The sequence below is a fragment of the Emticicia aquatilis genome, from assembly GCF_014644295.1.
Classification (GTDB): domain Bacteria; phylum Bacteroidota; class Bacteroidia; order Cytophagales; family Spirosomataceae; genus Emticicia; species Emticicia aquatilis.
Map to the genome: position 1 here is coordinate 87,346 of NZ_BMKK01000002.1, position 25,500 is coordinate 112,845.

Genomic DNA, 25,500 nt, shown 5'->3' on the forward strand with positions numbered 1-25,500 from the left:
TGAGAGAATTATCTTACCAATTTTGCTTAGGTCTGTTTTTTTCAATTGCCTGAATATCAAGTATTTGTTTACTCCAAGAAATCTTTTTAATATTGTTTTCTACCACTATTACACCAACACGGTATTTGCCCGATTGAATATATAGTTTACTGATTTCGGCTGTAAAGTTATCAATTTTGAGTTGATTATTTATTAAAAAGTCACGTTCGAGGTAGGCTTTCATGCCCCGAGGTTTGATGTGTGAGGGATATAAATAAATATTTTTGTCAGATTTAAGGATAAAATATAAACCCGATGCAGCATCCGAAAAATCAAATTTCACTCCATTTTGAGTTTTCGTTATCTCATAACTTTCCGATTTAGGAATTACTTTTAAAGTATTCAATGAGCTATCTTTCACCTGCCACATATCATCAATAATCGAATCGTAGAAAGTCTTTTCGGGTTGTTGTAAAACCTTCATTATTCCACCATTAGGAAATGATTTATCGCTGTATTGTTGTTTGAATTGGTCGGTAATACGTTCTTGATTCAGATATTTAATGTCATGATATACAGTCAGATAAGTATAAAAGTTAAACCCAATACTCAATCCAATAGCCAGCTGAATAAAGTTATTTTTATACCTTTCAGCCAATAAATTGTAGGCTACTAAATAAAAAATAACTACCGATAGCACAGAGTAAATTTTGTATTTACTTGTCATTAATATTTCAATACCATACGATATACGGGCAATCGTAATTCCAACACTCGTAATGCCAATAAAAGCCAAGCACGCTAACAAAAACAGGTCTGCTGTGCGTTGCGACAAGCGGAACGCCGCCCGATTGTATTTATTGAATATAACTTGATAGGCAAATAAACAAACGAATATCAATAAAAATAAGCCAAAAGCCATAGCTAAATCTAAGTGTTTGGCTGGTGCAATAGCTGATGAGTCGAGTACACTTCCGAAAGTAGCTAAAATACCTTTGATGATAGTCTTAAAATCAGAAAAGTTAGTTTTTACTACATTATCAGGGTTTTTCTGAAATCCGTAGAAAAAGCCAAGGACAAATACCAAAGAACTACTCAACCAAATGAAAAGTTGCTTTTTTCGTTGTTGAACAAGCAAAATTAAGCATCCAATTAGCGGAATAATGATACCATTGCTACTCGTAAAAACACCCAAGCAGCAGGAGAATAAAGCAAGATAAAAGTAATGTTTATATTTATTTTCAACTGAGAAAACGAGCCAATAGAAGGTCATAAATGCAAAGAAAATCACTCCAAAATTCTGCACCGATGCCATTCCCCAAAATGTATTTTCAAACAAGCCAACATTGAAAAAAATAAAAGAAACAGGTACGAATGCAAGTAGGGGAGAATTGTACTTTTCGGATACTTTATAAAAAAGAAAAAGGATTCCGAGCAAAGCGATAATACCTATAAACATTAGACTTTTCAGATTGAGCGTTCCTTGTGAAAGAAAAACGACCCAAGCCGAAAGACGAGTAAGTAAAATTCGATGCTCGTTGTGCTGAGAAAACAATAATTTTATTTTTTGAAAGACAGAACCTGTCTCAGTCATTTGAGCGAGCGTATTTCTAATGGCGAAATCATCCCAATGTGGAATATTGACGGCATATTTTTGAAATACGAAATAGAATACTGCAATCGGAAATAGAATTAAAAGAGTAGCAAGTATGTTCTTGATAGAAAGATTTGGCACTTGAAAAATGAATAATAAAATGAAAAATTTCTAAAGTTTTAGAATCGTAAATTCTACACGACGATTTTTTTTGCGAGTTTCCTCGGTAGCATTACTCGCAATCGGTTTCGATTGTCCCCAACCTTTGGTCTGAATCCTTTTTGCTTCGATTTGGCCTTTTTCTACCAAATATTTCTTTACTTCATTGGCTCTATCTTGTGAAAGTTTCACGTTGAGCATCATATTATCATCGCTTCCGTCGGTGTGGCCTTCAATGATTACCTCCATAGTTGGATACTCTTGCATCAATTCAATGATACGATTGAGCTCGGGATAAGAAGCAGGCAAAATATCAAACTTACTTTGGTTAAAGAAAAGGTTATTTAAAACCATCGTTTGCCCTTCTTTTACCGGAATTAAGTTGATATTCTTCTTAATTTCTCTAAATCGACGGTCTTTTGTAAGGTCAAGGCTTTCGCTGATACTGATAAAACCTTTCTTCGAAGCATTTAAGCTATACGCCTTTTTGAGTGGCACTACCATTTTATATTCACCAGTTTCGGGGTCAAATTCGGCTACGATTCGGTCTTTTCCAGTACTATCATTTAGCAATTCCATCACAACTTCAGCAGCAAGTGTCTTTTTATCTAAGGCATTCTGAACTGTTCCTGAAATAATCGCAACTGGGTCTGGTTTGATTGACGGGAAAAGCTTAATACGGAAAATATCTTCTGCTCCAATTGAGCGTTCTTCCGAACTCAAATAAGCATATTCACCCGATGCAGGAATAGTAAAATAACCGTCCCACTTTGAGGTATTTATCAAATCTCCAATGTTTTCGGGTTCGCTCCAGTTTGTCCAAGTACTGTCGAGTCGGCGGCTAACAAAAATATCATTATCTCCATAGCCTGGAAAACCAGCTGTTGAAAAATATAATGTTTTGGAATCTGCCGCTACAAATGGTGTACTTTCACTTTCAGCAGTATTGATATTTGCTCCCATATTGATGGGTTTTGACCAAACTTTGTCGTCTCGTAAAAACGAAACATACAAATCTTTTCTTCCTTTTGTGTCTTTCCGTTGGCAAGCAATCACCAGTACTTTACCGTTTGGGGCAAGTGTAAATTCTGTATAATCGCTTAGGTTTGAGTAATCAATAATCTTTTCTTCTTTTGGAAACTCCCACCCAGTACGAGTTCTTTTAGATTTTGATAACCCTGGGCGAAATGTGCCATCGGGCATATAAATATTTACTAAATAAATAGTTTTACCATCGGCCGAAATAGTAGAAACGGCATTGTGTTCGGGTGTATTGATGGGTTCTTTGATGTTTTCAGCTTCTCCCCAAGTGCCATCGGGCATTACTCTCGAAACCCAAACATCTTGAAGCTTTAGTTTACCAATATTTTGGTCGTGACTTTCTCTTGTAAAAAATAGTGTTTTTCCATCTGGAGTAATAATTGGAGCAACCTCTCTTACCTTAGAATTAATACTTTTTCCCAAATTCTCTTTAATAATTTCCTTTGGAATATCTTTTGCAAGATTTATTTTAGCTTCAAATGGCAAATCAATTTCCGAAATACCGATGGCATCTATTTGATTATAGCCCGGTATTTTGGCGGGAGCAACAATTAATTTTATAGCATGAACTTTATATTCAGTCTGCGGAATAATGATATTCCACATTCTGCCTTTTTCGGTAGGGCCATCTTCTTTATTTTCATGTATAATGTATTCTCTATCAGTAGAATCATACGCCAAAACTCGCATAACAGCTCCAGCACCCCAGTTTTCGCCGACAGATACTTGTTTTATTCTAACAGGATTGTCAAAGCCTACTTTAATGAATTCCTCGGCATAAGTATCGGCCCCTGCCGATGACCACGCACACACACTTTCGCCTTTTTGCGGTAGTTTATTAGGGCTGCCCAAAACCTGAATTGCTCTATACTGTGGCCCAGGGTTATTGGCATCGACTCTTTCCGACGAAAAGCCCAATACTTTACTGGCCCATTGGATTTTGGGTTGTGCCAGTGCTATATCGTTTGATAATAAAACTAATAGGAGTGTACCAAATTGTAATAACGTGGCAATAGAATAAGATTTATGGGACGAAATATCTTTAGTGAAAAACATTTTCTTGAGAGTAATCACTGTTTTTTCTCTAATTGGGTTAGTTTTTTCTGTAAGCAACGAAAGTATGCAATTTTATTAGACTATCAAAATTACCAACGCATACAAATATACTTTTATGCGTTAGTTTTTGCAAATTTCATAATTTTTGTTCTTAATTCATTCATCATCAGTTGATTATCAAATGTATTTGTAGATTTTTATCGGATGTTTTTTTTGCAAAAATCCATTTAACGTTTCGTTAACAAAATATTCTTCTAAAATTTCAACAAATACTTTCATTCTTACGTTTTGTTTACGAATTTAGCAGATGAATTCGAATTACGACCGCATCGACGGTCCGATTTTATAAATTTTTAAAAGCTCATAGTAAAATGAAAAAATCACTCCTGACCGTTGCGGTTGTACTTGGCATTGCATCAGTATCAAAAGCACAAACAAAAATTCCACCTGATATTGAGAAATTACTTCAAAAAAATACTTGTTTAGCCTGTCATAAAGTAGATACTCGTTTGGTTGGTCCTGCTTATGTAGAGGTAATGAAAAAGAAAAAATATAAGCCTGAGCAAATCGTAGAGTTAATCTACAAACCAAATCCTAAAAACTGGGAAGGTTATCCGCCAATGGCTGCATTATCAAATGTTCCGAAAGACGAAGCATTGAAAATTGCAAAATGGATTACTACTTTGAAATAATCTGATATAAAAAATGCCTCTGTTGAGTTTTCAGCAGAGGCATTTTTATTTCTACACTTATTATTTGTCTTCGTTTGCTTCTTCAATAGATTTATTATCTTCATCTACTACTACAAAAACTGTCTCGCCAGTTTTTTTCATTAGGTATTTTTCACGAGCAAATTTCTCCATTGATTTGTGGTTACCCATTACTTCTCGTTCTTCTTCTTTTACTTTTTGAAGTTCTTCAACGTAATATTCTTGTTGATTCTCTAAATCAGAAAATTTTTGCCAAAGCCTGAATTGTGCTACAAGATTGCTGCCATCGAAGAATATAACCCAAATTAAAAGGCCAAGAAGCGTAAATACATAAAAACGATATTTATGTACGAATTTTGGTACGTAGATTTTCATTGTTAGGAAATTTTTTAAAGCACGATTGTAAGCCAAAAGTAGGAAAAACAAAAAAGTCTGCCAACATTTTGGCAGACTTTTTTGCAAAACTCCCCTTTAGGGGGTGGGGTTAGAACTTCAATCCTGGGAATGTAGCCGCCGAACCTAATTCTTCTTCGATACGAAGCAATTGGTTGTATTTAGCCATACGGTCAGAACGTGAAGCCGAACCAGTTTTGATTTGACCAGTATTCAATGCTACTGCCAAGTCAGCGATTGTTGCGTCTTCAGTTTCGCCCGAACGGTGAGACATGATGCTCTTATATTTATTTTTGTGAGCTAAGTTTACTGCATTGATAGTTTCGGTTAATGAACCAATTTGGTTTACTTTCACCAAAATAGCATTAGCTATTCCTTTATCAATACCTTCTTGTAAACGCTTCACGTTTGTTACGAATAAATCGTCACCAACTAATTGGCATTTGCTGCCAATCAATTTAGTTTGTTCAGCCCAACCAGCCCAGTCGTCTTCTGCCATACCATCTTCGATTGAGATGATTGGATATTTCTCAACCCAAGTAGCCCAATAAGCAGCCATTTCAGCCGAATTCAATTGTTTGCCATCAGATTTTTTGAAAGTGTAAAGACCTGTTTCGGCATTGTAGAACTCAGAAGCAGCAGCATCCATAGCGATGAATACATCTTCACCTGGTTTGAAACCAGCTTTCTCGATTGATTGCAATACGATTTCGATAGCCTCTTCGTTTGATTTGATGTTTGGTGCAAAACCACCTTCATCACCAACGTTTGTAGAATATCCTTTCGATTTCAATACTTTTTTCAAAGTATGGAAAATATCAGTTCCCATTTGTAGAGCGTGCGAGAATGACTCAGCTTTAGCTGGCATTACCATAAACTCTTGGAAATCAATTGAATTATCGGCGTGAGAACCACCATTCAAGATGTTCATCATTGGCACTGGCAACGTGTTGGCGTTTACACCACCTAAGTAGCGGAACAACGACAAACCTGCTTCAAAAGCGGCTGCTTTAGCAACTGCCAACGAAACACCTAAAATAGCATTTGCACCTAAGTTTCCTTTATTTGGTGTGCCATCGAGGTCAATCATGATTTGGTCAATCAAGTTTTGTTCGAAAACATTTGCTCCGAGAAGTTCAGAAGCGATAGTTTCGTTTACATTCTTAACTGCTTTCAAAACACCTTTGCCTTGATACACTTTTGAATCATCATCACGTAACTCAACGGCTTCGTGAACACCTGTCGATGCACCTGATGGCACAGCGGCACGTCCTAAGTAACCGTTATCAGTTAAAATATCAACTTCGATAGTAGGATTTCCTCTTGAATCGAGAATTTGTCTTGCGTGTACTCTAACAATTTGGCTCATAAGTTAAAACTTGTAAGTATTAGGTATTTTGGTTATAAAAAATATTGGAATTGTCCAAAAAAGCAATATTTTCTTTGGTAACAACTGTAAAATTAGCTAAATTTTCAGTATTGGACAAATTGTATGTGTGATTTCTTCATTAAATACGACTTGTACGGCTGTATCAAGTTTGAAACTTGATACCATTAGTTGTGTCGAGTTTCAAACCGCTGCGGCGGACCGCTCGACACAGCAGAAAATCACATACCATAATTAAACAATATTCATTGTTTGTTCTTTGATTTTTTCCAATTCGTCTTTCATTTGCACTACCAATCGCTGAATAACCGAATCATTGGCTTTCGAGCCGATAGTATTTACTTCACGACCAATTTCTTGGGCAATAAAGTTGAGTTTTTTACCATTTGAAGCAATTTTTAATTCTTGTACGAAATATTCTAAATGGTTTTTCAAACGTACTTTTTCTTCCGAAATATCAAATTTTTCTACGTAATAAATCAATTCTTGTTCAAAACGATTTTTATCAAAAGTTTCGCTCGATGACCATTCCGCAACTGCCTTCTCGATACGTTCACGTACCACAGGAATACGTTTTGGGTCTTGCTCTTCAACCTGTGTAAGTAGATTTGCAATGCTTTGGATATAATCTTCAAATTTTGCTGCTGTGTTACTTCCTTCTTGCGTGCGGAATTCTTTACACTTCGCAATTGCCTGACTAATAGCACTTTTCATTAAGTCCCACTCCGCTTTTGCATCCACTTCGCTCAAAGAATCGGTATTATAGGCATTGGGCATCATGGAAGCCATTCGCAATAATTCGGTTGGGCTTGGTTCAAAACCCAGTTCGTTAGCGGTTGCTTTTAGGTCTTTGAAATATGCCTTGATTAGTGGGCGATTCACGACCGTAGCAGCACCAGATTCATCTTTAGGCACCACGTTCATCGTAAATTCAACTTTGCCACGCTCAAGTTCGGCAGTAAGGATATTTCTTATTTCGATTTCTCTTTCTGAATAAGTGCGTGGAATTCGGCAATAAATATCAAAAAACTTAGAGTTTAACGATTTAATTTCGACAGTTACAGCGATTTTGGCATTCTCGACAGTTGCCGAGCCAAAACCAGTCATTGATTGCAGCATAATATAATGAGTGAATGATAGAATAAGCGAACATTAGTGGATAAAGTTGAACCAAATACACAAGATTCGCAACCAAATACTATTGGATATAAATTTAAGACAAATAACGTAAAAATATGGGAGAGTTTACTCTTTAATTAAATTTTAACTTGAAATTTTGATAAAATAGTAGTTTTTTTATCTTTATAAAAAACCTAAATACTACACATATGAGAGCCTACCTAGTTTTATGCTATTTTCTACTTTTGTTTATTAAAACATCTTTTGCTCAACACAATAAAGGTACTTATACTGGCAGCCATGGCAATGGAAAAATGGTTGCTTTTATAAATGATACAGACGGGATTTTTATTGGATATTTTTATGAAACCAGAAATACACATCATATATTAATTGGTACTTCACTTAATAATGAAGTTAAAGGACAAATAAAACTTGCGGGTCTGAAAGAATATGATTGTGAAGGGATTTTCAGAAACGATTCTTTAATAATTTTTGTAAATGAAATCAATGCAGAACATTTCATGAAGATTGCATTAAAGAAAGAAAATAAGAATCCAAAAGTAAATTTAGATAAGTATTTTAGTAACGAAAAACCTACACATGACCCAAAATTAGTTGGTGAATGGGAGGTTTTTAGCAATTATGATTTGAAAAAACAGCAATATAGAAAAGACAAAGATTACAATTCTGTTGTACATAGTAAAGATGGGTCTTTTAGTTTTGTTGGAGGAAAAGCGACTTCAACAGATTTGTCAAAAATCACTATGTCTTGGTATGTTCAAGGCTCAAATTTAATTTTAAATTTTGAGACAAAATATGGTGCTCGAGAATTTAATTCTGGACAATACTCATTTAGTGGAGATACTCTAATAACATCGGGTGAAAGGTATATAAGTAAGTACCTAAAGAAAAAATAAACCTCATATTTTCTCAACCACTTTTATCTTACGCATATATAAGGTAGGGCGAGCGAGTAGGTTTCGGCGTTCACGGCCCCAAACCAAAAAGTTTTCATCGAACCACGGCAAAAAGCCCGTTATTTGTTCGTTGCCAAGTTCTTCATATACTCCTTTTGCCACTACTTCTCCAGTTTCAGAGTCGAGTAGGTTGGTATAAATTACATTGCCCATTTGGCAAGCCCCCATTATTCTATTTTTATTTATCAAGAATTGCATCGCAGGTTTTACGTTAGACTCCAAAATGTCGATTTTACTCGAAGTTTGGGTGCGTAATCGTTGGGTGAATATAAAATTCGTAAAACCGTCTAAGTCAATCACCGAATTCCAAACAAAATTAGCTTCTTGGTCGAGTTTACAAATCATACTATATTGATACTTGATTTTACCTGTGTATTCTTGATTGGATATGGCTGCTTCAAAGAAATCAAACACGCACATGATGCCATTATTGAGTGGTTTAAGCTGATGAACAATGGCATAAGGCGGAGCTTGTTGTTTCTTATTGAGAATACCTTTAAACTCTGAAAATTCGGTGTATTTTACTTTTTCTGGAGAAAAGTTTTCGTCGAGACAAGCGGCATATAAGCCCCTAACTCGAAAACTTAGTCCCTTTGTATATGTACCAATAACCATGAGCTTTTCACCGATTCTGACAGTTTTTGCTTCGTTGAATTGCTTCTTGTTGTTCGGAATTATATAATTACTCAGCAAATTCCCTTCTTTTGAATACTTCTTTATTAATAATGCACCGCCTTTATACTGCTTTAAGATAGTTGTGAAACTTTCTTTATCAGCATAAAGCGACAGGAATTGGGCATTTCGGTCAAGCAGATTGGGCAAAACCTTAAATGTGCCATCTTTTACATGAAAAATCATGACTACTGGACGCTCTTTGTATTTGCAAGCAATAAAGCAATCTTCGTTTACGATTCTGAAAGTAAACATTTTGATTCCTTCGGGCAATGTACCTTCAATTTTTTCTTGTAATCCTGTTCGTATAGAAGTTCTCAGTAAAAAGACCTTATTTTTCGGTAAAAAACGATTGAAAAGTACATAATGAAAAAGCGAATCTGTTTGCTCGCCAATGTAGTCGTATTTCGATTCTATTTTGAAATCATTTTGCCATATATTCTTGATATTTTTATCATATCCTTCGGTGTGAACGTAAGTAAATTTTTCGTCAGAGTTAAGGTCAGACATGATAGTGCCGCTAACTCCCATCGGAATAATACTATTTTGTTGGAGAGGTCTAAAAATACTATCTTCTTTAGCTAAATGACCGCCTTGTTTAATATGGCTTTTGGGTATTAAATTAGTCTTGGGCGATAGCTGGGCAACAGTTGCGATAGCTTCTTGAGTTGGACTAATACGTTGGGCCCAAGTAGCATAACCAATAATGTGTAGAAGACATAAAAGTAAGTATTTTTTCATAATAGATGCAGGTTAGCAATAGTAAAGTTAGCTTTTATGGGTGCTTATTTCCAAATAACTTAGCGTTTTTCTCTCAAAAAAACTGTACTTTTGCAGTTTAGTAAAACAAGTTTCCAACTTGTTCGTCATAACCAAAGTAATAGAATTCATGAATATCGAGCAATCATTAAAAAAAGCCATACAAGAAGCACTTTTGGCATTATATCAGGTAGAAGAAGAAGTGGTATTGCAACCAACCAAAAAAGATTTTGAAGGAAATTACACTTATGTAGTATTTCCGTTGGTGAAATCTCTCCGAAAAAATCCTGCTGAATTGGGTAATGCCATCGGTCAATACATTAAAGATAAAAACGATTTTATCAGTAGTTTTAATGTTGTTCAAGGCTTTTTGAATATTGTTTTGAATGATTCGGTTTGGATTGATACCCTCAATGCTATTTTAGCCAACGAAAATTTTGGCGTTTTACCATCGAATGGTCAATCGGTAATGGTAGAGTTTTCTTCGCCAAATACCAATAAACCATTACACTTAGGGCATTTACGTAACAACTTTTTAGGAGCAGCTGTTTCTAATATTTTGACTGCGGGTGGCTTTGATGTAGCCAAAACTTGCTTGGTCAATGACCGTGGTGTGCATATTTGTAAGTCAATGTTGGCTTATCAGAAATTTGGAAATGGTGCAACGCCCGAATCTTTGGGTATCAAAGGCGACCATTTGGCGGGTAAATTTTATGTGGAGTTTGATAAGGCCTACAAAGCTGAAATCTCACAATTGATGGCCGAAGGTAAAACCGAAGAAGAAGCCAAGAAAACTGCTCCATTGATGCTCGAAACCCAAGAAATGTTACAAAAATGGGAGCAAGGCGATGTTGAAACAATGGCTTTGTGGAGAAAAATGAACGATTGGGTTTTTGAAGGATTTGCCGAAACCTATAAAAAAATAGGGGTTTCGTTTGATAAAGTTTATTACGAATCAAACACCTATTTACTTGGAAAAGATGTGGTGGAAGAAGGTTTGAAAAATGGTATTTTCTTCAAAAAAGAAAACGGTAGTGTTTGGATTGATTTAAAAGAAGAAGGACTCGACGAGAAATTGGTACTTCGTGCCGATGGAACTTCGGTTTATATCACGCAAGATTTAGGTACAACTGATTTGAAATTTAATGATTATCACAACGATAAGTCGATTTGGGTAGTAGGCAATGAGCAAGATTATCATTTTCAAGTACTTTTTGCGATTATGAAGAAACTCGGTCGTGCTTATGCCGATGGCTGCTATCACCTTAGCTATGGCATGGTTGATTTACCGTCGGGAAAAATGAAATCTCGTGAAGGAACAGTAGTTGATGCCGATGAATTAGTAGCCGAAATGATTGAAACTGCCGCTGAAACTACTCGTGAACGTGGTAAAATTGATGATTTTAGCAAAGAAGAAGCCGAAAACCTTTTCCAAATGTTGGCTTTGGGGGCGTTGAAATACTTCTTATTGAAAGTTGAGCCGAAGAAAAGAATGCTCTTTAATCCTGCCGAATCAATTGATTTTCAAGGAAATACAGGGCCGTTTATTCAATATACACACGCACGTATTTGTTCGATTTTACGCAAAGCTGAATCGCAGAACGTGCCAGTAAACAATCAAGTAAAAGCAGTAGAATTATTGAAACCAGAATCAGAGTTGATTTATCTTTTGAACGAATACCCAACTGCTGTGAAGAAAGCAGGAGATGAGTATTCGCCAGCCGTAATTGCCAATTATGTGTATGATTTGGCCAAAACATTCAATCAATTCTATGCCGAAGTGTCAATTATGAACGAAACCGATAACGATAAACAACAATTTAGACTATCATTAATAAAAGCAGTTGCCGAAACAATTAGTAAAGCTACGGGGTTATTAGGAATACAAGTACCAACACGTATGTAATCAAACTATGACTATGAAAAAGAGAATCATTTTCGCAACAGTTTCTATTTTAACACTGACAAGTCTTATGAGTTTTCGTATCATCAAACACCTGTTTTCAGATAAGAAGATGGTTGTTGCAAAACCTACAAATGTAATGGCAAAAGGTTCGTTTTACGATTTCAAATTGAAGTCGCTCGATGGCAAAGAAACCATTGATTTCTCAAAATATAAAGGTAAAAAAGTGGTAGTTTTGAATACTGCTTCAGAGTGTGGTTATACGCCACAATACGCTGATTGGCAAGCATTTCATAAAGAACATGGCGATAAAATCGTAGTTTTGGGTGTTCCTGCTAATAATTTTGGGGGACAAGAACCTGGCAGTAATAAAGAAATTGCTACATTTTGTCAGAAAAACTACGGTGTAACTTTCCAAATGCTTGAGAAAGTAAGTGTTGTTGGCAGCGACCAACACCCGTTGTATAAATGGCTAAGTAAAAAAGATTTAAACGGTTGGAATGATAAAGAACCAACTTGGAATTTCTGTAAATACGTTATCAACGAAAAGGGAGAAGTATCTCATTTCTTTGCATCGGGCGTAAAACCAAATTCACCCGAATTTAAAAAAGCAGTAGGCATTTAATTTAATTTTGAATGAGTGAATGATTGAGTAGTAGTATTTTCTACATTCGTTCATTCACTCATTCGCTCATTCACTCATTATGAAAAATTGGCTTTCGGCGGCTCGCCCACGTACCCTTCCTTTAGCACTGGCGAGTATTTTTATGGGTAGTTTTTTAGCAGCATCGGTGGGGCAGTTCGACTGGCTCATTTTTGCTTTATGTTGCCTTACAACTATTGCTTTGCAGGTGCTATCAAATTTTGCTAATGATTACGGCGATACTCAAAACGGTGCAGATTTAGCTGGAAGAGTTGGGCCTCAGCGTGCCGTACAGTCAGGAGCGATTACACCCAAACAAATGCTCGGTGGAATTTATGTTTTGGCCGTGCTTTGCTTAATTTTTGGAGTTTCGCTACTCTATTTTTCGTTCAAAGATGCTTCAATGCAAGTTTTTTTTGGTTTCTTTGGCCTTGGATTGCTTTCAATGCTGGCTGCATACACTTATACCGCTGGAAAAAAACCTTATGGTTATGCAGGTTTAGGCGATATTTCAGTATTGATTTTCTTCGGTTTAGTAGGGGTTTTAGGGAGTAATTATCTATTTACTAAAACCTTCGATTGGGCAAATATACTTCCAGCATTAAGTTGTGGACTTTTTGCTACGGGTGTTTTGAATATCAATAATATCAGAGATATTGAATCAGATACTCGTGCGGGTAAAAAGACAATACCTGCTCGGCTTGGTAAAGAAAAAGCGATTATTTATCACTGGGTTTTGCTTTCACTCGGAATGCTCAGTATCTTGATTTTCAGTTTCTTACAAGCGGAAAACAAATATTATTATATCATTTGCTTCCCTTTATTTTTCTTGAACGGAATCAAAGTTGCTCGTTTGCCAAATCCCGACCCAATGCTCAAACAAATGGCGTTATCGACTTTGTTTTTTGTATTAATCTTTGGCTTAACTCAGATATTTGCATAAAAAAAGGGAGCAAGAAATTAGAATTTTCTGCTCCTTTTTTTTATCAATTTCTTTTTATTTCCCTCCCGAAACTTTAGTAGGTGCTTGCGAGGCTAAGAATTTTTCTTCATTTGCTCTGATTTTTACCAAAACTCTACGATTTCTACGTCGTCCTTCTGGCGTACTATTACTTTCAATCGGACGAGTGGCACCATAGCCTGCAATAGCCAATCTATCGGCCGTTACATCATGGGCTTTGAAGTACAACGCTACTGTTTTTGCTCGCATTTCCGACAGCTTTTTATTGTTCCATTGGTTGCCGCTGCTATCAGCATGGCCTTCGATAAAAATCTCAGTATATGGATAACGACTCAAAACACTCGAAATATCATCTAACACTCCCTTTGCATCGGCTGTAAGTCGCTCGGAACTTGATTCAAAATAAAAATCTGGTTGAAATGTAATATTGATACCTTCCGCAGTGCGAACAATCTCAGCTTTTTGACCAGATGCCCCAATCAAATCAGTTGCCAGTAGGTCGAGCATGTGGCCAATTTTCACGGCAGCTTCGGCAGCAGCAGGGTCTTTTTTACGACTATTTTTCTCGTTCTTTGTTGTATTTTTTGAAGAATTACAAGCGACAAGCAATGACACAATAATGGCTATACTTGCCAAAAGACGTAGTGATTTCATGAAATTAGGTGTTTTTATAGCGACGTAAGTCAATTATTTTTGCATCAGAAAAATAATTATTATGTAAAATTGGCAAAAAAAAAATGAAATTGGCAAGCTATTTGGTTAAAAAATTATTAATCGGTAGCAAAGTGTATGTTTAACAAAAACTTTTTAGTAAAATGTATTGAGTAAACAGGCATAAAATTTATCTTTGCTGAATAAAATTTTGGTACATTATTTTATACCTAAAAGCATTTATCCCTATAAATTCACGTTGATACGTGATTTTAAATTTTCTAAAAATCTTATGAAAAAAGTAGTTTTCCCCTTTTTGTCAATTTGTTTGACTGTTTGTGTTTTGCAAGCAAGTGCTCAGCAAACAGCATCCGAATTTTTTGATATTGGTGTAAATAAAAGTAAAGCAGGCGACTATATTGGTGCATCACAAGCATATAGCACAGCCATTGCGATGAACCCAGAAAACTCTACGAGTTATTATAACCGTGGTTTGGCAAAACAACAATTGAAAGACCACCGTGGTGCAATTTTGGATTTTGACCGTACGATTGACCTTGACCCAAAAAATGCTTTGGCTTATTTGTATCGTGGAAAAAGCAAAAGCGACCAAGATGACCACCGTTCGGCTTTGCAAGATTATAACCGTACGATTGAATTAAATCCAGAAGATGCTTTGGCGTTTTTGTATCGTGGTATGACAAGAGCGAAGTTGTTAGATTATCGCCGTGCGATTCAAGATTTTACGAAAGTGGTAGAATTGAACACCGAAGATGACAAGAAATACCAAGCGTATTTTTCTCGTGGTGCATGTAAATCACGTTTAGAAGATTATCAAGGAAGTATCTCTGATTTTACAAAAGCAATTGATATGAACCCTAAACGTTCACAATCATTTGCAAGTAGAGGTTTTAGCCGTTTGAAAATTAATGATTTTGCTGGTGCAATCAAAGATTTTGATGAGGCCGTGAAACTAAACCCAGAAGATAGTGAGTCGTATTTCAACCGTGGTTTTGCTAAAACAAAAATCGAGGATTTTCGTGGTGCAATGAACGATTACGATAAAGCGATTCAACTTGACCCTAAAAATGTACGTGCATTTTATGGTAGAGGTTTCTGTAATAGCAAACTCGGCAATCAAAAAGATGCAACAAGTGATTTGACAAAAGCAATCGAGGTTGACAATGTAAATATTGATTCTAAAGTTTATTATACTGGTCGTATGACTAAAAATACTTTAGATGAATTACGCAATGTGGTACAAGAAAGAAGTCGTATCAACGAGTTTTCAGAAGACCGTTCGGAAGCATTTTATAGTCGTGGTATTTCGAAGTTCAAAACTGGCGATGGTAAAGGTGCAATCATTGATTTGAATAAATCAATCGAATTAAATCCTACTTATGCCGAGGCTTATTTCTCACGAGGATTGGTTCGTTCATCAATGGGATTACAGAAAGAAGCTTTACAAGACTGTTCAAATGCTATCAAATTAAACCCTAAATATGGTGAAGCATACTACGTAAGGGGTATCATCAAACACGCTTTAGGCGACGAAAACGCTGGTTGCTATGACCTTAGCCGTGCTGGTGAATTAGGTTATTCGGCTGCGTATAATGTGATTCGTGAATATTGTAACTAAGATTTTTTAGAAACAAAATTATATAAAAAATCTCCGTCGTTTGGGCGGAGATTTTTTTGTTTTTAGGAACTAAGTAATTATGAATTATAGACGAACAACATTATAACTCAATCAAAGTCTCAGAGTCACATTGGAAAATAAATTGAACACTTTCAGCCAAATCGGCTTCAGATAATTTCTTCACTTGCCAATCAAAACTTCCTGCATATTTTGCTGTAATTTTTTCTGCTTTTCGCATAATTTCGGCGATGAAAGGGTGTTTCGGTTTTCCAATATTTTGCCCAAAGTCTTGAATATCAGCCTTGAACATCAAATTTACAGGAATTTTATACATTTGTCCGTTACGTGCGGCACAAATTGGCACTGGCTCGTAAGCAGTTGAAGAGGCGTATTCGCCCAGTTTTTTCTGAGCAGTTTTGTATTCTTCGTCGGTTTCTCCGAAAATAATTGCTACTTTTTTTCTATTGGCCGCTACTCGTTCTTCAATCAGATTATCTATTTTCTCGAGCAAATTACGGAGTGATACAGTATTTTTTCCGTTACGGATACGCTCACGTACTGACTGACGAATGAAATATGTAATAGATTGAGTAACTGTTAGTCCGATTTCGGCCATTTGCTTGAAAATCAGCGAAGCAGGCGACATGCCAGGCAAAGTGTTGGGGTCATGTAGTAAAACTCTGCTGTCAGGAGTCAAGAATCCATCAATACGAGTAACAACACTAAAACCAAGACTATTGAATGTTTTAAGCAAGCTTTCGTGAATTTTATGAAGGTTTTCGAGGCTTGTTTCAACTGGAATACGTTTTTTTGTAACGTTCGACTTGTATTTTGATTTGAAATCGAAAGTTTGAATTTCGCCGTAAATTTCGGTAGGAGGTAGGGCAATAGCTGTGCCATCGTCGTGCTGAATTACGCCACACGAAAACTCCTGTCCAACCACAAATTCTTCAATCATTACGTGGTCTTCGGCATTGGCTGATATTGCTGTTACTGAATCAAGCGTAAATAGAAGTGCATCTAATTCCTCCATCAATTCGACAGGGTGATGCAAGATTTTACCATTCACATAAAGCGGAAAACCAATGCCTTCATCAAGATTGGAGGTTTTTTCCATCAAATGACGTTTTTGACGGTCGGTCATTTTTTCCCAGTCACGTTTCAAGAATGTTACTTCAAAGAAACATTGTTGAACGGCTTTCGTAAACTCTTCGAGGCTTCGTTTACGAACAATAGCGACGCCAATTGATGAACCTTGGTGCGGAGCTTTAACCACAAACGGAAAACCGATATTATTGATTAGGTCAGTAAACATTTTTGAGCGGTCAGCAACCTGCCATTCTTCACGAGTAAATGTGACCATTTTCTTTTTCTGACCTGTAACGAGCGAAATGAGCTTGTTTTGCATCGGCTTATCGATACCCACCGACGAACCCATCAGACCCGGCCCCATGTACGGAATACCGTACCATTCGAGTAAACCTTGAATCGCACCATCTTCGGCTTGTGGGCCGTGCATAATGACAAACGCAAAATCCATGATTTGTGAAAAATCAGTAGGTTGGATTTGTTTTCCGACTTTATAAATGAGTTTGTAAAGTTGGGTTTCGTTGAGCTCGCCCAAAGATTCGATATAGACTCTAAAACCACGATTGAGGTTTTTAGAAGGGAAGAAATCACGAATTGATTCTTCGTAGAGCAATTCTGGATTTATCTGAATGAAATGCCCCAAGCTATCGACAAAGATAGGCACAGGCTCAAAAATAGCCTTGTCAATATGCTCAAAGGCAGTTTTACCGCCTAAATACGAAATTTCTCTTTCTCGTGCTTGTCCACCGAAAAAAACACCGACTCTGATTTTATTTGCCATTATTAAATTTTGTTCACAGTTTTTGGTCTGCAAAAATATTTCAATATATTCCTAATTTAGGTCTTTCTTTAAATATATTACACTATCAATCACAAATAGTACTCCTTGATTAGTCAGGACATTTTCGTCATGTAAGTCCTCCAAAATAATACCTAATTCGTTATTGTAGTAATCATTGTTTTTCTTTCTTTCAAAACCATTGGCTTTTAGAAAATCCCTTACTTTTATCAAATCTGTAGGTTCGGTCGATTCTACAAAAGGCTGCCTAACTACCGAGCAAAGTGTTTGTTCATTCTTATAAAAACCTATCAGTTCATAAGAAGTAGCTGGAAATAAATAATTATGAATAAGAAGGCTAATGAAATAATCTTTCCATGATTCGTAAAAAATCGTATCGTTGATTTTTATAACATTCCTTCCATCATAATCAAGGTAAACCTTTTGTTCTGCTCCTTCTGCTATATATGTACTTTCATCTAACTTATCATTGTACCACAACTTATTGATGTCGGAAAATAAGATGAGTTTCTTTATCTCATTTTCTTTATTGAAGTATTCTGATTTTTCAGTCTTAATACTTGCTCTCTTACCTTCTCTAATGAAAAAGAGGGCTGTTTTGATAAGATTTCTTTCTGAATTTCGGCTATTTCCTGAAATGACATTTCTGATTTCATGGTTCATTCTGTTTATAGAATTACATTTTTTTCAAACGGTTAATCCTTAATGATATACTAATTCAGGTAATTCTTAATTATTCCAAGTGCAAGTTAATAAAAAAGCCACTTGCAAAAACAAGTGGCTTATATTTTTAAGCGTAATTTCTGTAAAAAATACAATTTTGTCTTAAAATGCAGGAGTCAAATTTAAGGCTTCTACTTTCTTGATTTCGGGTACAGCCTTTAAAATTGCTTCTTCCAAACCTGCTTTGAATGTCATGGTTGACATCGGGCAGCTGCCACATGCACCGAGGAGTTCGAGTTTCGCCGTGAAATCTTCTGTTATTTCTACAACTCTTACGTTGCCTCCGTCAGTCTGCAAATACGGTCTGACACTATTTAATGCCGCTTCTACTTTTTCTATTAAATTCTCCATTTAGCTTATTTTCAGCAAGTATATTGTTGTAAAAATAATAAAAAATTTACACGATTAAAAAGATTTTAGGACTGGCAATGAATTGATTGACTTTCTACCTAAAAAATAATCTCACCGTTGGCTGCCAACTATTGACCGTGGACTAAATTATCTTACCTCAACTCTCACGGTTTTTTCACCAGAAGCATTTCTGATGGCTACTTGACGAGCCAATGCTTCCGCTGCATTTTTGAATGCTTCGCTTACGATTGGTGTCTCGTCCATCATCACTGGGCGACCATCATCTCCACCTTCACGGATGCTTTGTACAATCGGAATTTGTCCCAAAAGTGGCACATTAAGTTTTTCGGCCATGTTTTTACCGCCGTCTTTCCCAAATAAATAATATTTATTGTCGGGCAGTTCGGCAGGAGTGAAGTATGCCATATTTTCAACAATACCTAAGATTGGCACATTGATTTGTTGTTGGCGGAACATTGAAGCTCCTTTCGTTACGTCGGCCAAAGCTACTTTTTGTGGTGTTGTTACTACCACTGCTCCTGTCAAAGGCACAGTTTGTACCAATGTTAGGTGAATATCGCTTGTACCTGGCGGAAGGTCAATCAAAATATAATCTAACTCGCCCCAATCAACATCACCGAAGAACTGACGTAAGGCTTGACTGGCCATTGGCCCACGCCACACTACCGCACTATCGGCTGGAGTAAGGAAACCAATCGAAATCATTTTGATGCCGTATTGCATGATTGGTGTAATCATATTTTTGCCATCTTTTTGAGTAATGAGTGGTTGCATATTTTCAGCCCCAAACATTATGGGAATCGAAGGCCCCGAAATATCGGCATCAATGATACCAACTTTTGCACCTGATTTTTTGAGGGCCATTGCCAAATTTACGGTCACAGTCGATTTTCCGACGCCACCTTTCCCCGACGATATAGCAATGATATTTTTTACACCTGCCAAAACTGGAGCATTATTACGAATCGATGTAACATCGGCCGTCATGTTTACCGTTACTTTTACATCAGGATTGAGGTGTGTATGAATGGCTTCGGTACAATTTTTCTTGATGAGTTCTTTCAGTGGGCAAGCTGGCGTTGTAAGCACTACCGTGAAAGTAACTTGATTGACACCGACCTCAATGTCACGAATCATGTTGAGCGTAACGAGGTCTTTTTTTAAATCTGGCTCCTCAACTGTGCTGAGGGCTTGTAGCACTTTTTCTTTCGTGATGGTTAGTTCTCCCATTATTGTTGTTGTACATCGAGCAAGTCAGAAACTTGCTGTACGAGTCTAAATTATTACTTTTCCTTTAAAAACCGCTACTTCTGAGCCTTCGGCTAAAAGCACCGATGTGGGTGATGTATCTTTTAAAAAAGCGAAATCTTGGCCATAAAGTTCCTCAAAATTACATAAGATTTGCGAGTTCTTCACACGATGTACGTTCCATCTTGAGTGTTGTACTTGATACTCATTGGTTTTATTGGCCGAATAGCCCGCATAGCCCCAATAATGTTCGGTGATGAATTCTTCTTCACTACCCACATGGATAGGCTCGGTTGCATTTTCGGCTTCTACTTCGATGTGATTCCAACCCGAATCTGACTTCCACGAATATTTTACAAAGAGTTGATTATCAGTGGCTTTAATTTCGTGTTTACAGGGATGTGTTGCGTAGTTTTCTTTGTAAAGTGTATTTGCCACGAATGTAATCATGGCTTTTGGCACAATTTCTTTGATAAAAACCACACCTCGTTTCCATTCTCCATTATCGTTGTAGCGAACGTAGAAACGAAGATTCACTTCATCGAAATTGGTATGAAACGGGAATTTTATCCCTAAAACTTGGGTTTCGAGAAACTGAAAACCTACTAAACTGGCGTAGCATCGACCATTCCAGAAATCAAGTTCGGTTTTGTACGGTACGTATTTCTCTAAGATTTTGGGTGGAACTTCGTAGTTTGCCATTACGAGCTTGCTCCAATGGGCTTTCAGAAAGGTTTTACCGAACATATTTTTATCTGAGTTAGAGATTTGATAAGGCTGCTAATCGTCGTGCTGTTAATAAAGTTATCAAATCATTACACCTATAAAACGCAAAAATCAGTGTGAATGTTCACACTGATTTTGCAATGAATTTATATGTTTTACGCTGCAATGAGTTGCGAACGTACGATTTCAATTTCGTTGGATACATCAATTTTTTTGCTCAGAACATCCAACTTTTCAAGTAAATCGGTTAAAAATTTCTGATGTGCTGGAGTATCGGTCTGAATCGGGCGGTGATTGAGCGACATCTTTACTTTATTCCATTCTTTCAGAAAACCATTGAGGTCTTCGGTGAAATAAGTATTGGCAAATTTCTCAAAAATGTATTGTTCGGCTTGTTCGTTAGGGTGAATCATGTCGGCTTTGTAGAAACGATAGTCTCGTAGGTCGTCCATCATGATTTCGTAACTTGGGAAGTAATGCACATCGTTGAAATCTTGTTCGAGATGATAACAGGCTGTGCGTAAAATGCTTTTACTGACCGAGTTAAGCTGTAAAGTCTCACGGGTGTGGCGTACGGGGCTTACTGTCAATAAAATCTTTATTTTATTATTTTGCATCTTGAGTGCTTCGTACATCGAACGGAAACGCAGGATGATTTCCTTGACGTTTAGCATTTCTTTTTTGAAGTTAGATGCGGGAGTTTTGTGGCAATTAGAAACAATTTGACTGTTTTCTTTGAGTTGATAAACAATCGACGAACCAAGCGTAATGACCAAAAAATTAGCTTTACGCAAAAATTGGTTTACTTTTCTGTGTGTAAGGTTAAGTTCTCGTTCGAGTTCTTCCTTTGAATGAGCATAAAATTTCGAGTGGAAATCATAATGTTGCCAAATACCGTTATTTTCGAGCATTAAGTGCTTAAAAACTGGTTGATTTTGCAAACTATGGCTTATCAATTTAAAAATTGAAGAGGGGTTAAATACAGTCCCATAAGGATTACAGAGACATTGTAATTTGTTATCAGTTAGCTGACCTCCTATGACCTCGGAAAAACACGAACCAACGGTCATAATCTTAGAGTCAGTGCTGATTTTGAAGCGAGCTGGAGCCACTTCAATTTCAGTACGAAATTCCATTTTGCTTCTTTTTAGGGGTTAGTTTATAGGAACTATTAATTGATTGATTATCAATAGTTTGCGAAAGTAAATCTAACATTTTATACTTCCAAGATATTTCGCAAAAAAATGTTATTTGCAACATTTTGATTTAGCCTACCCAAGAAAAGTACAATAAAAAAAAGAAGAAGTATTATTTTTTTATAAAAATACACTTCCTCTCTTGCAAAATGTGACAAACGTTATTTTAGAAATTCCTTCACCTCGGCATTGCGTTTTACCACGTGTGCTTTTAGGCTATTTAGCTCATTATCAAAATCTTCCAGCTTATTGAGGTGTGAGAAAGGCTTCTGTTCCTTGGCTACTGCCGAGGCAATCAATTGATGATTTTTATCAAAAAGTGCCGACATTTTTTCGGGAGTGAATACGTTTTCAGTAAACTCTTTTACGTAATTTTTATATTTGGCAAAATATACCTCATCATCAGCTATGAAGCGAATCAAAGGCCAGTTTTTACTTGCTTCTTTGAGCGATAACGAAATACTACGCCCCATTGGACCGCCACCCATTGGAGGTGGGCCAAAACCAAATCCATCTGGCATTTTAGAATTTTTGCTTTGTAGGCTGTTTGGTGGTCTCATGCCTTCAGGAGCTTCCATTTTTAGTCCAAGTGCTTGGTCATGGTCCCACGGAATCCATGTTAGTTTTTGGGTAGGAGAGTTGTACAGATAAAAATTATGAGCCATTGCTCCGTAGCTGTCCCAATTTACGATGGTGGTGTTTACGGCCAAGTATTTCAAGAAATGCTCTATGTTGAAGGTCTTTTCTAAATCTGCTCGCCACTGTGCCGCATTAGTTGTACGTTCTGTGCTATTGAGTGTTTTTACAAATGCCTCAACATCAGACCAATCGGCTTTTTTCTTATTATTTTTTTTATCGAATTGCTCTTTTTTAAATTTCGTAAAATTCGATTCTGGTTTATAAATATTGCCCGAATCCTCGCCAAATTGACTTTTAATCATGGTATCGTCAATTACCTCGGTGAGTGTATAAACCCCACAATATTTTTTTCCTTGGCCAAAATCAATGTAGATTTTATAGAAAGCAGTTTGGGCGGCAGGAATTCCTGCTTCTCGGAAAATATCGGCCGCTACTTTTTCTCGAATCAACGATTTGTCACTCATTGCAGGCGAAAAAGCTAATTCTTGAAAACCATATAGTTTTCGCTTCTTTTTATCTTTTTCAAATTTTCCGAAATCTAATCGAAAGGGTAATTTGTAAACGCCTTTTCCCCAAGTCATCATTAGGCTTGAGTTGCCTTTGAGTCTAAATGCAACTTTTGGGTAGGTTTTTCCCTTGAATCTTATCGATGCTTGTACGTAATCGGGTTCGCCCTTGCCAAAATTCATCATCGGAGGGCCATCTTCAAAATTTGGTGGTGGCATTGGCGGCATCTTTCCTCGATTCGGAAAACCTCCCTCGCCAAAATCATTCCCAAATTTTGTTTTCATATCGGCCTTAATACTATCCCACTGAGCTTTCGTTAGGCTGATTTCGAGTGTATTTACTTTGTTTTGTGGAAAAACAATGGCGTAGTTGGGGTGCGGTTTAGGTGGATGATTTGCAAATAAATTTGCTCCAATCGCCGAAATAAAGATTAGGATACTTATTTTTAAGAGATTTTTCATATCAGTAAGCTATTTTTTGAGCTTTAGATGTACAAATAAGATGTAAGCTTGCTGAGAAATCGGGTAGTGTAGAAGCGTAATTTATTTGTGTAGATGAAGCTATGGAAGAAAATTAACTCTACACAAATGCTGTTTTGCTCTACACAGTAGCAGATTTTTGTGGTTTTTTCACAATATCTGACTTGTTTGCCGTTGTTTTGGGCAAAGTTTAAGCAAAATTGTAATGAATACTCTCAAACGATATTCGATATGGCTACACATCATTGGCTGGATAATCTTTAGTATTATTCCGTTGATGGCCTTTCCGTTTAGCAATATTTTTTCATTTCCTAATTTCAATATTTTTGTCTTACCGCAATTATTTAGTACAGTTTTATTGATAATTGTATTTTATGTTAATCTTCATATCATTACGCCCAATTATCTGAACTCTAAAAAAAGTTGGTACTTTTTAGGCTTCTTTCTGTTGGGTCTTTGCCTTGTATTGGTTTTAAATTCGGTAGCTTTTGAAGTTTTCTTTAAGCCTCATTTTAAACAATTTCCTTTCCCCAAAATGCCACCAAGGTTTGATAGCGGAAGACCTAAACCACCATCTATGGTTTTTAATCCAAGGTTTTTTGGTATATTTTTTTCTTATTTATTATCGGTAATTGCCAGTTCAATGTTGGCATTGGTGTACGAACGCACGCGTAGTAAAGAAGAAAATCAACAAATATTATTAGAGAAAACTGCGGCTGAATTAGCCGTTTTAAAACTTCAAGTGAGTCCGCATTTTTTGTTTAACACCCTCAATAATATTCGTTGGTTGGCTCGTCAGAAATCTGAAAAAACCGAAGATGCTGTGGTGAAATTATCACAGCTTTTGCGGTACATGATTTATCAATCAAGTAATGACAAAGTAGCTTTAGAGCAAGAAATTGAGCATTTGAGAAACTACATTGACCTTCAGAAAATGCGACTTACTGAGAAGAATTCGGTGGATTTTATTTGTGAGGGTGATACTTCTCAGATAGTGATTGAGCCACTTTTATTTATTCCATTCGTTGAAAACGCCTTCAAATACGGCCTACATAACCAAGAAAAAAGCGATATTTCGATAGGAATTAGGGTGGCTAAAAACGAACTTTGGTTCTATTCAGAAAATATGATTCATGGCTCAAATATGCCCGAAACAAGCGAAAACTCTGGCATTGGGATTCAGAATGTAGAGCGACGTTTGGCTTTGCATTACCCCGAATTACATGAATTACTAATCAGAGAATATGAAGGGAAATTTAGGGTAGATTTAAAAATAAAACTTGCGTGATGTCGAAGATAAATTGTATTGCTATTGATGATGAGCCATTTGCTTTAGAAATCATGGCCGATGATATTCAGAAAATTACTTTTTTGAATTTGATTGGCACATTTTCAAATCCTCTCGATGCTTGGGAAATAATAAAGCAAGGCAAAGTAGATTTGATTTTCTTGGATATTCAGATGCCTGTCATTACAGGTACACAGTTTCTACGCAGTTTGCCTACGCCACCGATGGTTGTTTTCACAACCGCTTATCAGCAATATGCACTCGAAGGTTATGACTTGGACGTGATTGATTATCTACTCAAACCCATTCCTTTTGACCGATTATTAAAAGCCTGTAATAAAGCCGAAGAATTATTTAGACTTCGACGAAAAGACAAGGAGGCTCATTTGGTGCCAGTTCCCGGAGAAAATGAGGCCTTTTTTGTGTTTTCTGAGTATAAACAAATTAAGATTTTATTCGATGATGTAGAGTACGTTGAGGGGCTAAAAGATTATGTAAAAATCTATGTTCGAACGCAACAAAAGCCAATTCTGACTCGTCAAAACCTTAAAATGATGGAATCAAAACTTGCGAAACAAAGGTTTTGTAGGGTGCATCATTCGTATATTGTGGCACTTGATAAAATCACGGCTTTTCAGAAAACGAAATTGCTTATTGGAAAAAAAGACATTCCAATTGGTAAGAAATTTGCCGAACTTTTTGAGCAACAATATCATCCTTAATCTTTCACGTATAGACACAATGTATTAAAGTTTCTACACATTTTTTAATCTGAGCATCTACTTTGA

The 25,500-nt window shown here is 36.5% G+C and carries 22 protein-coding genes; 8 read left to right on the forward strand and 14 right to left on the reverse strand.

The features are described from left to right. Positions 1–13: 13 nt before the first annotated feature. Both IEX65_RS04535 and IEX65_RS04540 read right to left on the reverse strand, forming a co-directional pair. A complete protein-coding gene (locus IEX65_RS04535; protein ID WP_188764845.1) occupies positions 14–1,714 on the reverse strand; it encodes a hypothetical protein in 1,701 nt (566 codons plus the stop codon). Between the two features lie 30 nt (positions 1,715–1,744). Beyond that, positions 1,745–3,829: an OmpA family protein gene (locus IEX65_RS04540; RefSeq protein WP_188764846.1), complete on the reverse strand. Its 2,085-nt coding sequence runs from the start codon at positions 3,827–3,829 to the stop codon at positions 1,745–1,747. A 371-nt stretch (positions 3,830–4,200) separates the two neighbouring features. Between IEX65_RS04540 and IEX65_RS04545 the strand changes: the two genes are divergently transcribed. Further along, entirely contained in the window at positions 4,201–4,521 is a 321-nt protein-coding gene (locus tag IEX65_RS04545) for a c-type cytochrome (RefSeq protein ID WP_188764847.1), read from the forward strand. A 60-nt stretch (positions 4,522–4,581) separates the two neighbouring features. Here IEX65_RS04545 and IEX65_RS04550 read toward each other — a convergent pair whose 3' ends face one another. The 3 genes from IEX65_RS04550 to IEX65_RS04560 all read right to left on the reverse strand — a co-directional run bounded on the left by IEX65_RS04550 (position 4,582) and on the right by IEX65_RS04560 (position 7,438). Further along, entirely contained in the window at positions 4,582–4,914 is a 333-nt protein-coding gene (locus IEX65_RS04550; protein WP_188764848.1) for an FtsB family cell division protein, read from the reverse strand. A gap of 109 nt (positions 4,915–5,023) precedes the next feature. Continuing rightward, positions 5,024–6,301, reverse strand: coding sequence for a phosphopyruvate hydratase (gene eno, locus IEX65_RS04555; protein ID WP_188764849.1), 1,278 nt, complete (start codon positions 6,299–6,301; stop codon positions 5,024–5,026). 252 nt (positions 6,302–6,553) lie between these two features. Then, entirely contained in the window at positions 6,554–7,438 is an 885-nt protein-coding gene (locus tag IEX65_RS04560) for a YicC/YloC family endoribonuclease (protein WP_188764850.1), read from the reverse strand. A 209-nt stretch (positions 7,439–7,647) separates the two neighbouring features. On the opposite strand from IEX65_RS04560, the gene IEX65_RS04565 reads away from it, so the two are divergent. Beyond that, entirely contained in the window at positions 7,648–8,358 is a 711-nt protein-coding gene (locus tag IEX65_RS04565; protein WP_188764851.1) for a hypothetical protein, read from the forward strand. 3 nt (positions 8,359–8,361) lie between these two features. Here IEX65_RS04565 and IEX65_RS04570 read toward each other — a convergent pair whose 3' ends face one another. Then, positions 8,362–9,831 carry a hypothetical protein gene (locus IEX65_RS04570; RefSeq protein WP_188764852.1) on the reverse strand — a complete coding sequence of 490 codons (1,470 nt, stop codon included), beginning with the start codon at positions 9,829–9,831 and terminating at the stop codon, positions 8,362–8,364. A gap of 148 nt (positions 9,832–9,979) precedes the next feature. Here IEX65_RS04570 and argS point away from each other — a divergent pair, with 148 nt between their 5' ends. From argS to IEX65_RS04585, 3 genes are all read left to right on the forward strand, one after another. Next, positions 9,980–11,755, forward strand: coding sequence for an arginine--tRNA ligase (argS, locus tag IEX65_RS04575; protein WP_188764853.1), 1,776 nt, complete (start codon positions 9,980–9,982; stop codon positions 11,753–11,755). Between the two features lie 13 nt (positions 11,756–11,768). After that, positions 11,769–12,377, forward strand: a complete 609-nt coding sequence (locus tag IEX65_RS04580) for a thioredoxin domain-containing protein (RefSeq protein ID WP_188764854.1) — start codon at positions 11,769–11,771, stop codon at positions 12,375–12,377. Between the two features lie 79 nt (positions 12,378–12,456). Next, entirely contained in the window at positions 12,457–13,338 is an 882-nt protein-coding gene (locus IEX65_RS04585) for a 1,4-dihydroxy-2-naphthoate polyprenyltransferase (protein ID WP_188764855.1), read from the forward strand. A gap of 54 nt (positions 13,339–13,392) precedes the next feature. Here the strand turns inward: IEX65_RS04585 and IEX65_RS04590 are convergent, their stop codons facing one another. After that, on the reverse strand, positions 13,393–14,010 hold the full coding sequence (locus IEX65_RS04590; protein WP_188764856.1) for an OmpA family protein: 618 nt from the start codon (positions 14,008–14,010) through the stop codon (positions 13,393–13,395). Positions 14,011–14,299: 289 nt separating this feature from the next. Here IEX65_RS04590 and IEX65_RS04595 point away from each other — a divergent pair, with 289 nt between their 5' ends. Further along, complete coding sequence (locus IEX65_RS04595; protein ID WP_188764857.1) at positions 14,300–15,646, forward strand: tetratricopeptide repeat protein; 1,347 nt, start codon at positions 14,300–14,302, stop codon at positions 15,644–15,646. 100 nt (positions 15,647–15,746) lie between these two features. Here the strand turns inward: IEX65_RS04595 and IEX65_RS04600 are convergent, their stop codons facing one another. From IEX65_RS04600 to IEX65_RS04630, 7 genes are all read right to left on the reverse strand, one after another. Beyond that, positions 15,747–17,516, reverse strand: coding sequence for a D-alanine--D-alanine ligase family protein (locus IEX65_RS04600; protein ID WP_229250518.1), 1,770 nt, complete (start codon positions 17,514–17,516; stop codon positions 15,747–15,749). 51 nt (positions 17,517–17,567) lie between these two features. After that, the gene (locus tag IEX65_RS04605) at positions 17,568–18,197 is read right to left on the reverse strand and encodes a putative polyvalent protein kinase domain-containing protein (RefSeq protein ID WP_188764858.1); all 630 of its coding nucleotides are present in this window, start codon (positions 18,195–18,197) and stop codon (positions 17,568–17,570) included. A 162-nt stretch (positions 18,198–18,359) separates the two neighbouring features. Then, entirely contained in the window at positions 18,360–18,608 is a 249-nt protein-coding gene (locus IEX65_RS04610) for a NifU family protein (RefSeq protein ID WP_188764859.1), read from the reverse strand. A 147-nt stretch (positions 18,609–18,755) separates the two neighbouring features. Next, positions 18,756–19,859 (reverse strand): Mrp/NBP35 family ATP-binding protein, encoded by a 1,104-nt coding sequence (locus IEX65_RS04615; protein ID WP_188764860.1) that lies wholly within the window; start codon positions 19,857–19,859, stop codon positions 18,756–18,758. A gap of 45 nt (positions 19,860–19,904) precedes the next feature. Continuing rightward, positions 19,905–20,624, reverse strand: a complete 720-nt coding sequence (locus IEX65_RS04620) for a YqjF family protein (RefSeq protein ID WP_188764861.1) — start codon at positions 20,622–20,624, stop codon at positions 19,905–19,907. Positions 20,625–20,758: 134 nt separating this feature from the next. Then, entirely contained in the window at positions 20,759–21,739 is a 981-nt protein-coding gene (locus IEX65_RS04625) for a GSCFA domain-containing protein (RefSeq protein WP_188764862.1), read from the reverse strand. Between the two features lie 221 nt (positions 21,740–21,960). Then, positions 21,961–23,406 carry a CotH kinase family protein gene (locus IEX65_RS04630; protein ID WP_188764863.1) on the reverse strand — a complete coding sequence of 482 codons (1,446 nt, stop codon included), beginning with the start codon at positions 23,404–23,406 and terminating at the stop codon, positions 21,961–21,963. A gap of 223 nt (positions 23,407–23,629) precedes the next feature. Between IEX65_RS04630 and IEX65_RS04635 the strand changes: the two genes are divergently transcribed. Next, positions 23,630–24,712 (forward strand): sensor histidine kinase, encoded by a 1,083-nt coding sequence (locus IEX65_RS04635; RefSeq protein ID WP_188764864.1) that lies wholly within the window; start codon positions 23,630–23,632, stop codon positions 24,710–24,712. Continuing rightward, positions 24,712–25,434, forward strand: coding sequence for a LytR/AlgR family response regulator transcription factor (locus IEX65_RS04640; RefSeq protein WP_188764865.1), 723 nt, complete (start codon positions 24,712–24,714; stop codon positions 25,432–25,434). The genes IEX65_RS04635 and IEX65_RS04640 overlap by 1 nt, the downstream gene beginning before the upstream one ends. Positions 25,435–25,500 lie beyond the last annotated feature (66 nt).

Excerpts from the sequence above, each read along its gene's own strand:
- IEX65_RS04540 (WP_188764846.1), bottom strand. The coding sequence starts at position 3,829 with ATGTTTTTCACTAAAGATATTTCGTCCCATAAATCTTATTCTATTGCC.
- IEX65_RS04545 (WP_188764847.1), top strand. The coding sequence starts at position 4,201 with ATGAAAAAATCACTCCTGACCGTTGCGGTTGTACTTGGCATTGCATCA.
- IEX65_RS04550 (WP_188764848.1), bottom strand. The coding sequence starts at position 4,914 with ATGAAAATCTACGTACCAAAATTCGTACATAAATATCGTTTTTATGTA.
- eno (WP_188764849.1), bottom strand. The coding sequence starts at position 6,301 with ATGAGCCAAATTGTTAGAGTACACGCAAGACAAATTCTCGATTCAAGA.
- IEX65_RS04560 (WP_188764850.1), bottom strand. The coding sequence starts at position 7,438 with ATGCTGCAATCAATGACTGGTTTTGGCTCGGCAACTGTCGAGAATGCC.
- IEX65_RS04565 (WP_188764851.1), top strand. The coding sequence starts at position 7,648 with ATGAGAGCCTACCTAGTTTTATGCTATTTTCTACTTTTGTTTATTAAA.
- IEX65_RS04570 (WP_188764852.1), bottom strand. The coding sequence starts at position 9,831 with ATGAAAAAATACTTACTTTTATGTCTTCTACACATTATTGGTTATGCT.
- argS (WP_188764853.1), top strand. The coding sequence starts at position 9,980 with ATGAATATCGAGCAATCATTAAAAAAAGCCATACAAGAAGCACTTTTG.
- IEX65_RS04580 (WP_188764854.1), top strand. The coding sequence starts at position 11,769 with ATGAAAAAGAGAATCATTTTCGCAACAGTTTCTATTTTAACACTGACA.
- IEX65_RS04585 (WP_188764855.1), top strand. The coding sequence starts at position 12,457 with ATGAAAAATTGGCTTTCGGCGGCTCGCCCACGTACCCTTCCTTTAGCA.
- IEX65_RS04590 (WP_188764856.1), bottom strand. The coding sequence starts at position 14,010 with ATGAAATCACTACGTCTTTTGGCAAGTATAGCCATTATTGTGTCATTG.
- IEX65_RS04595 (WP_188764857.1), top strand. The coding sequence starts at position 14,300 with ATGAAAAAAGTAGTTTTCCCCTTTTTGTCAATTTGTTTGACTGTTTGT.
- IEX65_RS04600 (WP_229250518.1), bottom strand. The coding sequence starts at position 17,516 with ATGGCAAATAAAATCAGAGTCGGTGTTTTTTTCGGTGGACAAGCACGA.
- IEX65_RS04605 (WP_188764858.1), bottom strand. The coding sequence starts at position 18,197 with ATGAACCATGAAATCAGAAATGTCATTTCAGGAAATAGCCGAAATTCA.
- IEX65_RS04610 (WP_188764859.1), bottom strand. The coding sequence starts at position 18,608 with ATGGAGAATTTAATAGAAAAAGTAGAAGCGGCATTAAATAGTGTCAGA.
- IEX65_RS04615 (WP_188764860.1), bottom strand. The coding sequence starts at position 19,859 with ATGGGAGAACTAACCATCACGAAAGAAAAAGTGCTACAAGCCCTCAGC.
- IEX65_RS04620 (WP_188764861.1), bottom strand. The coding sequence starts at position 20,624 with ATGTTCGGTAAAACCTTTCTGAAAGCCCATTGGAGCAAGCTCGTAATG.
- IEX65_RS04625 (WP_188764862.1), bottom strand. The coding sequence starts at position 21,739 with ATGGAATTTCGTACTGAAATTGAAGTGGCTCCAGCTCGCTTCAAAATC.
- IEX65_RS04630 (WP_188764863.1), bottom strand. The coding sequence starts at position 23,406 with ATGAAAAATCTCTTAAAAATAAGTATCCTAATCTTTATTTCGGCGATT.
- IEX65_RS04635 (WP_188764864.1), top strand. The coding sequence starts at position 23,630 with ATGAATACTCTCAAACGATATTCGATATGGCTACACATCATTGGCTGG.
- IEX65_RS04640 (WP_188764865.1), top strand. The coding sequence starts at position 24,712 with ATGTCGAAGATAAATTGTATTGCTATTGATGATGAGCCATTTGCTTTA.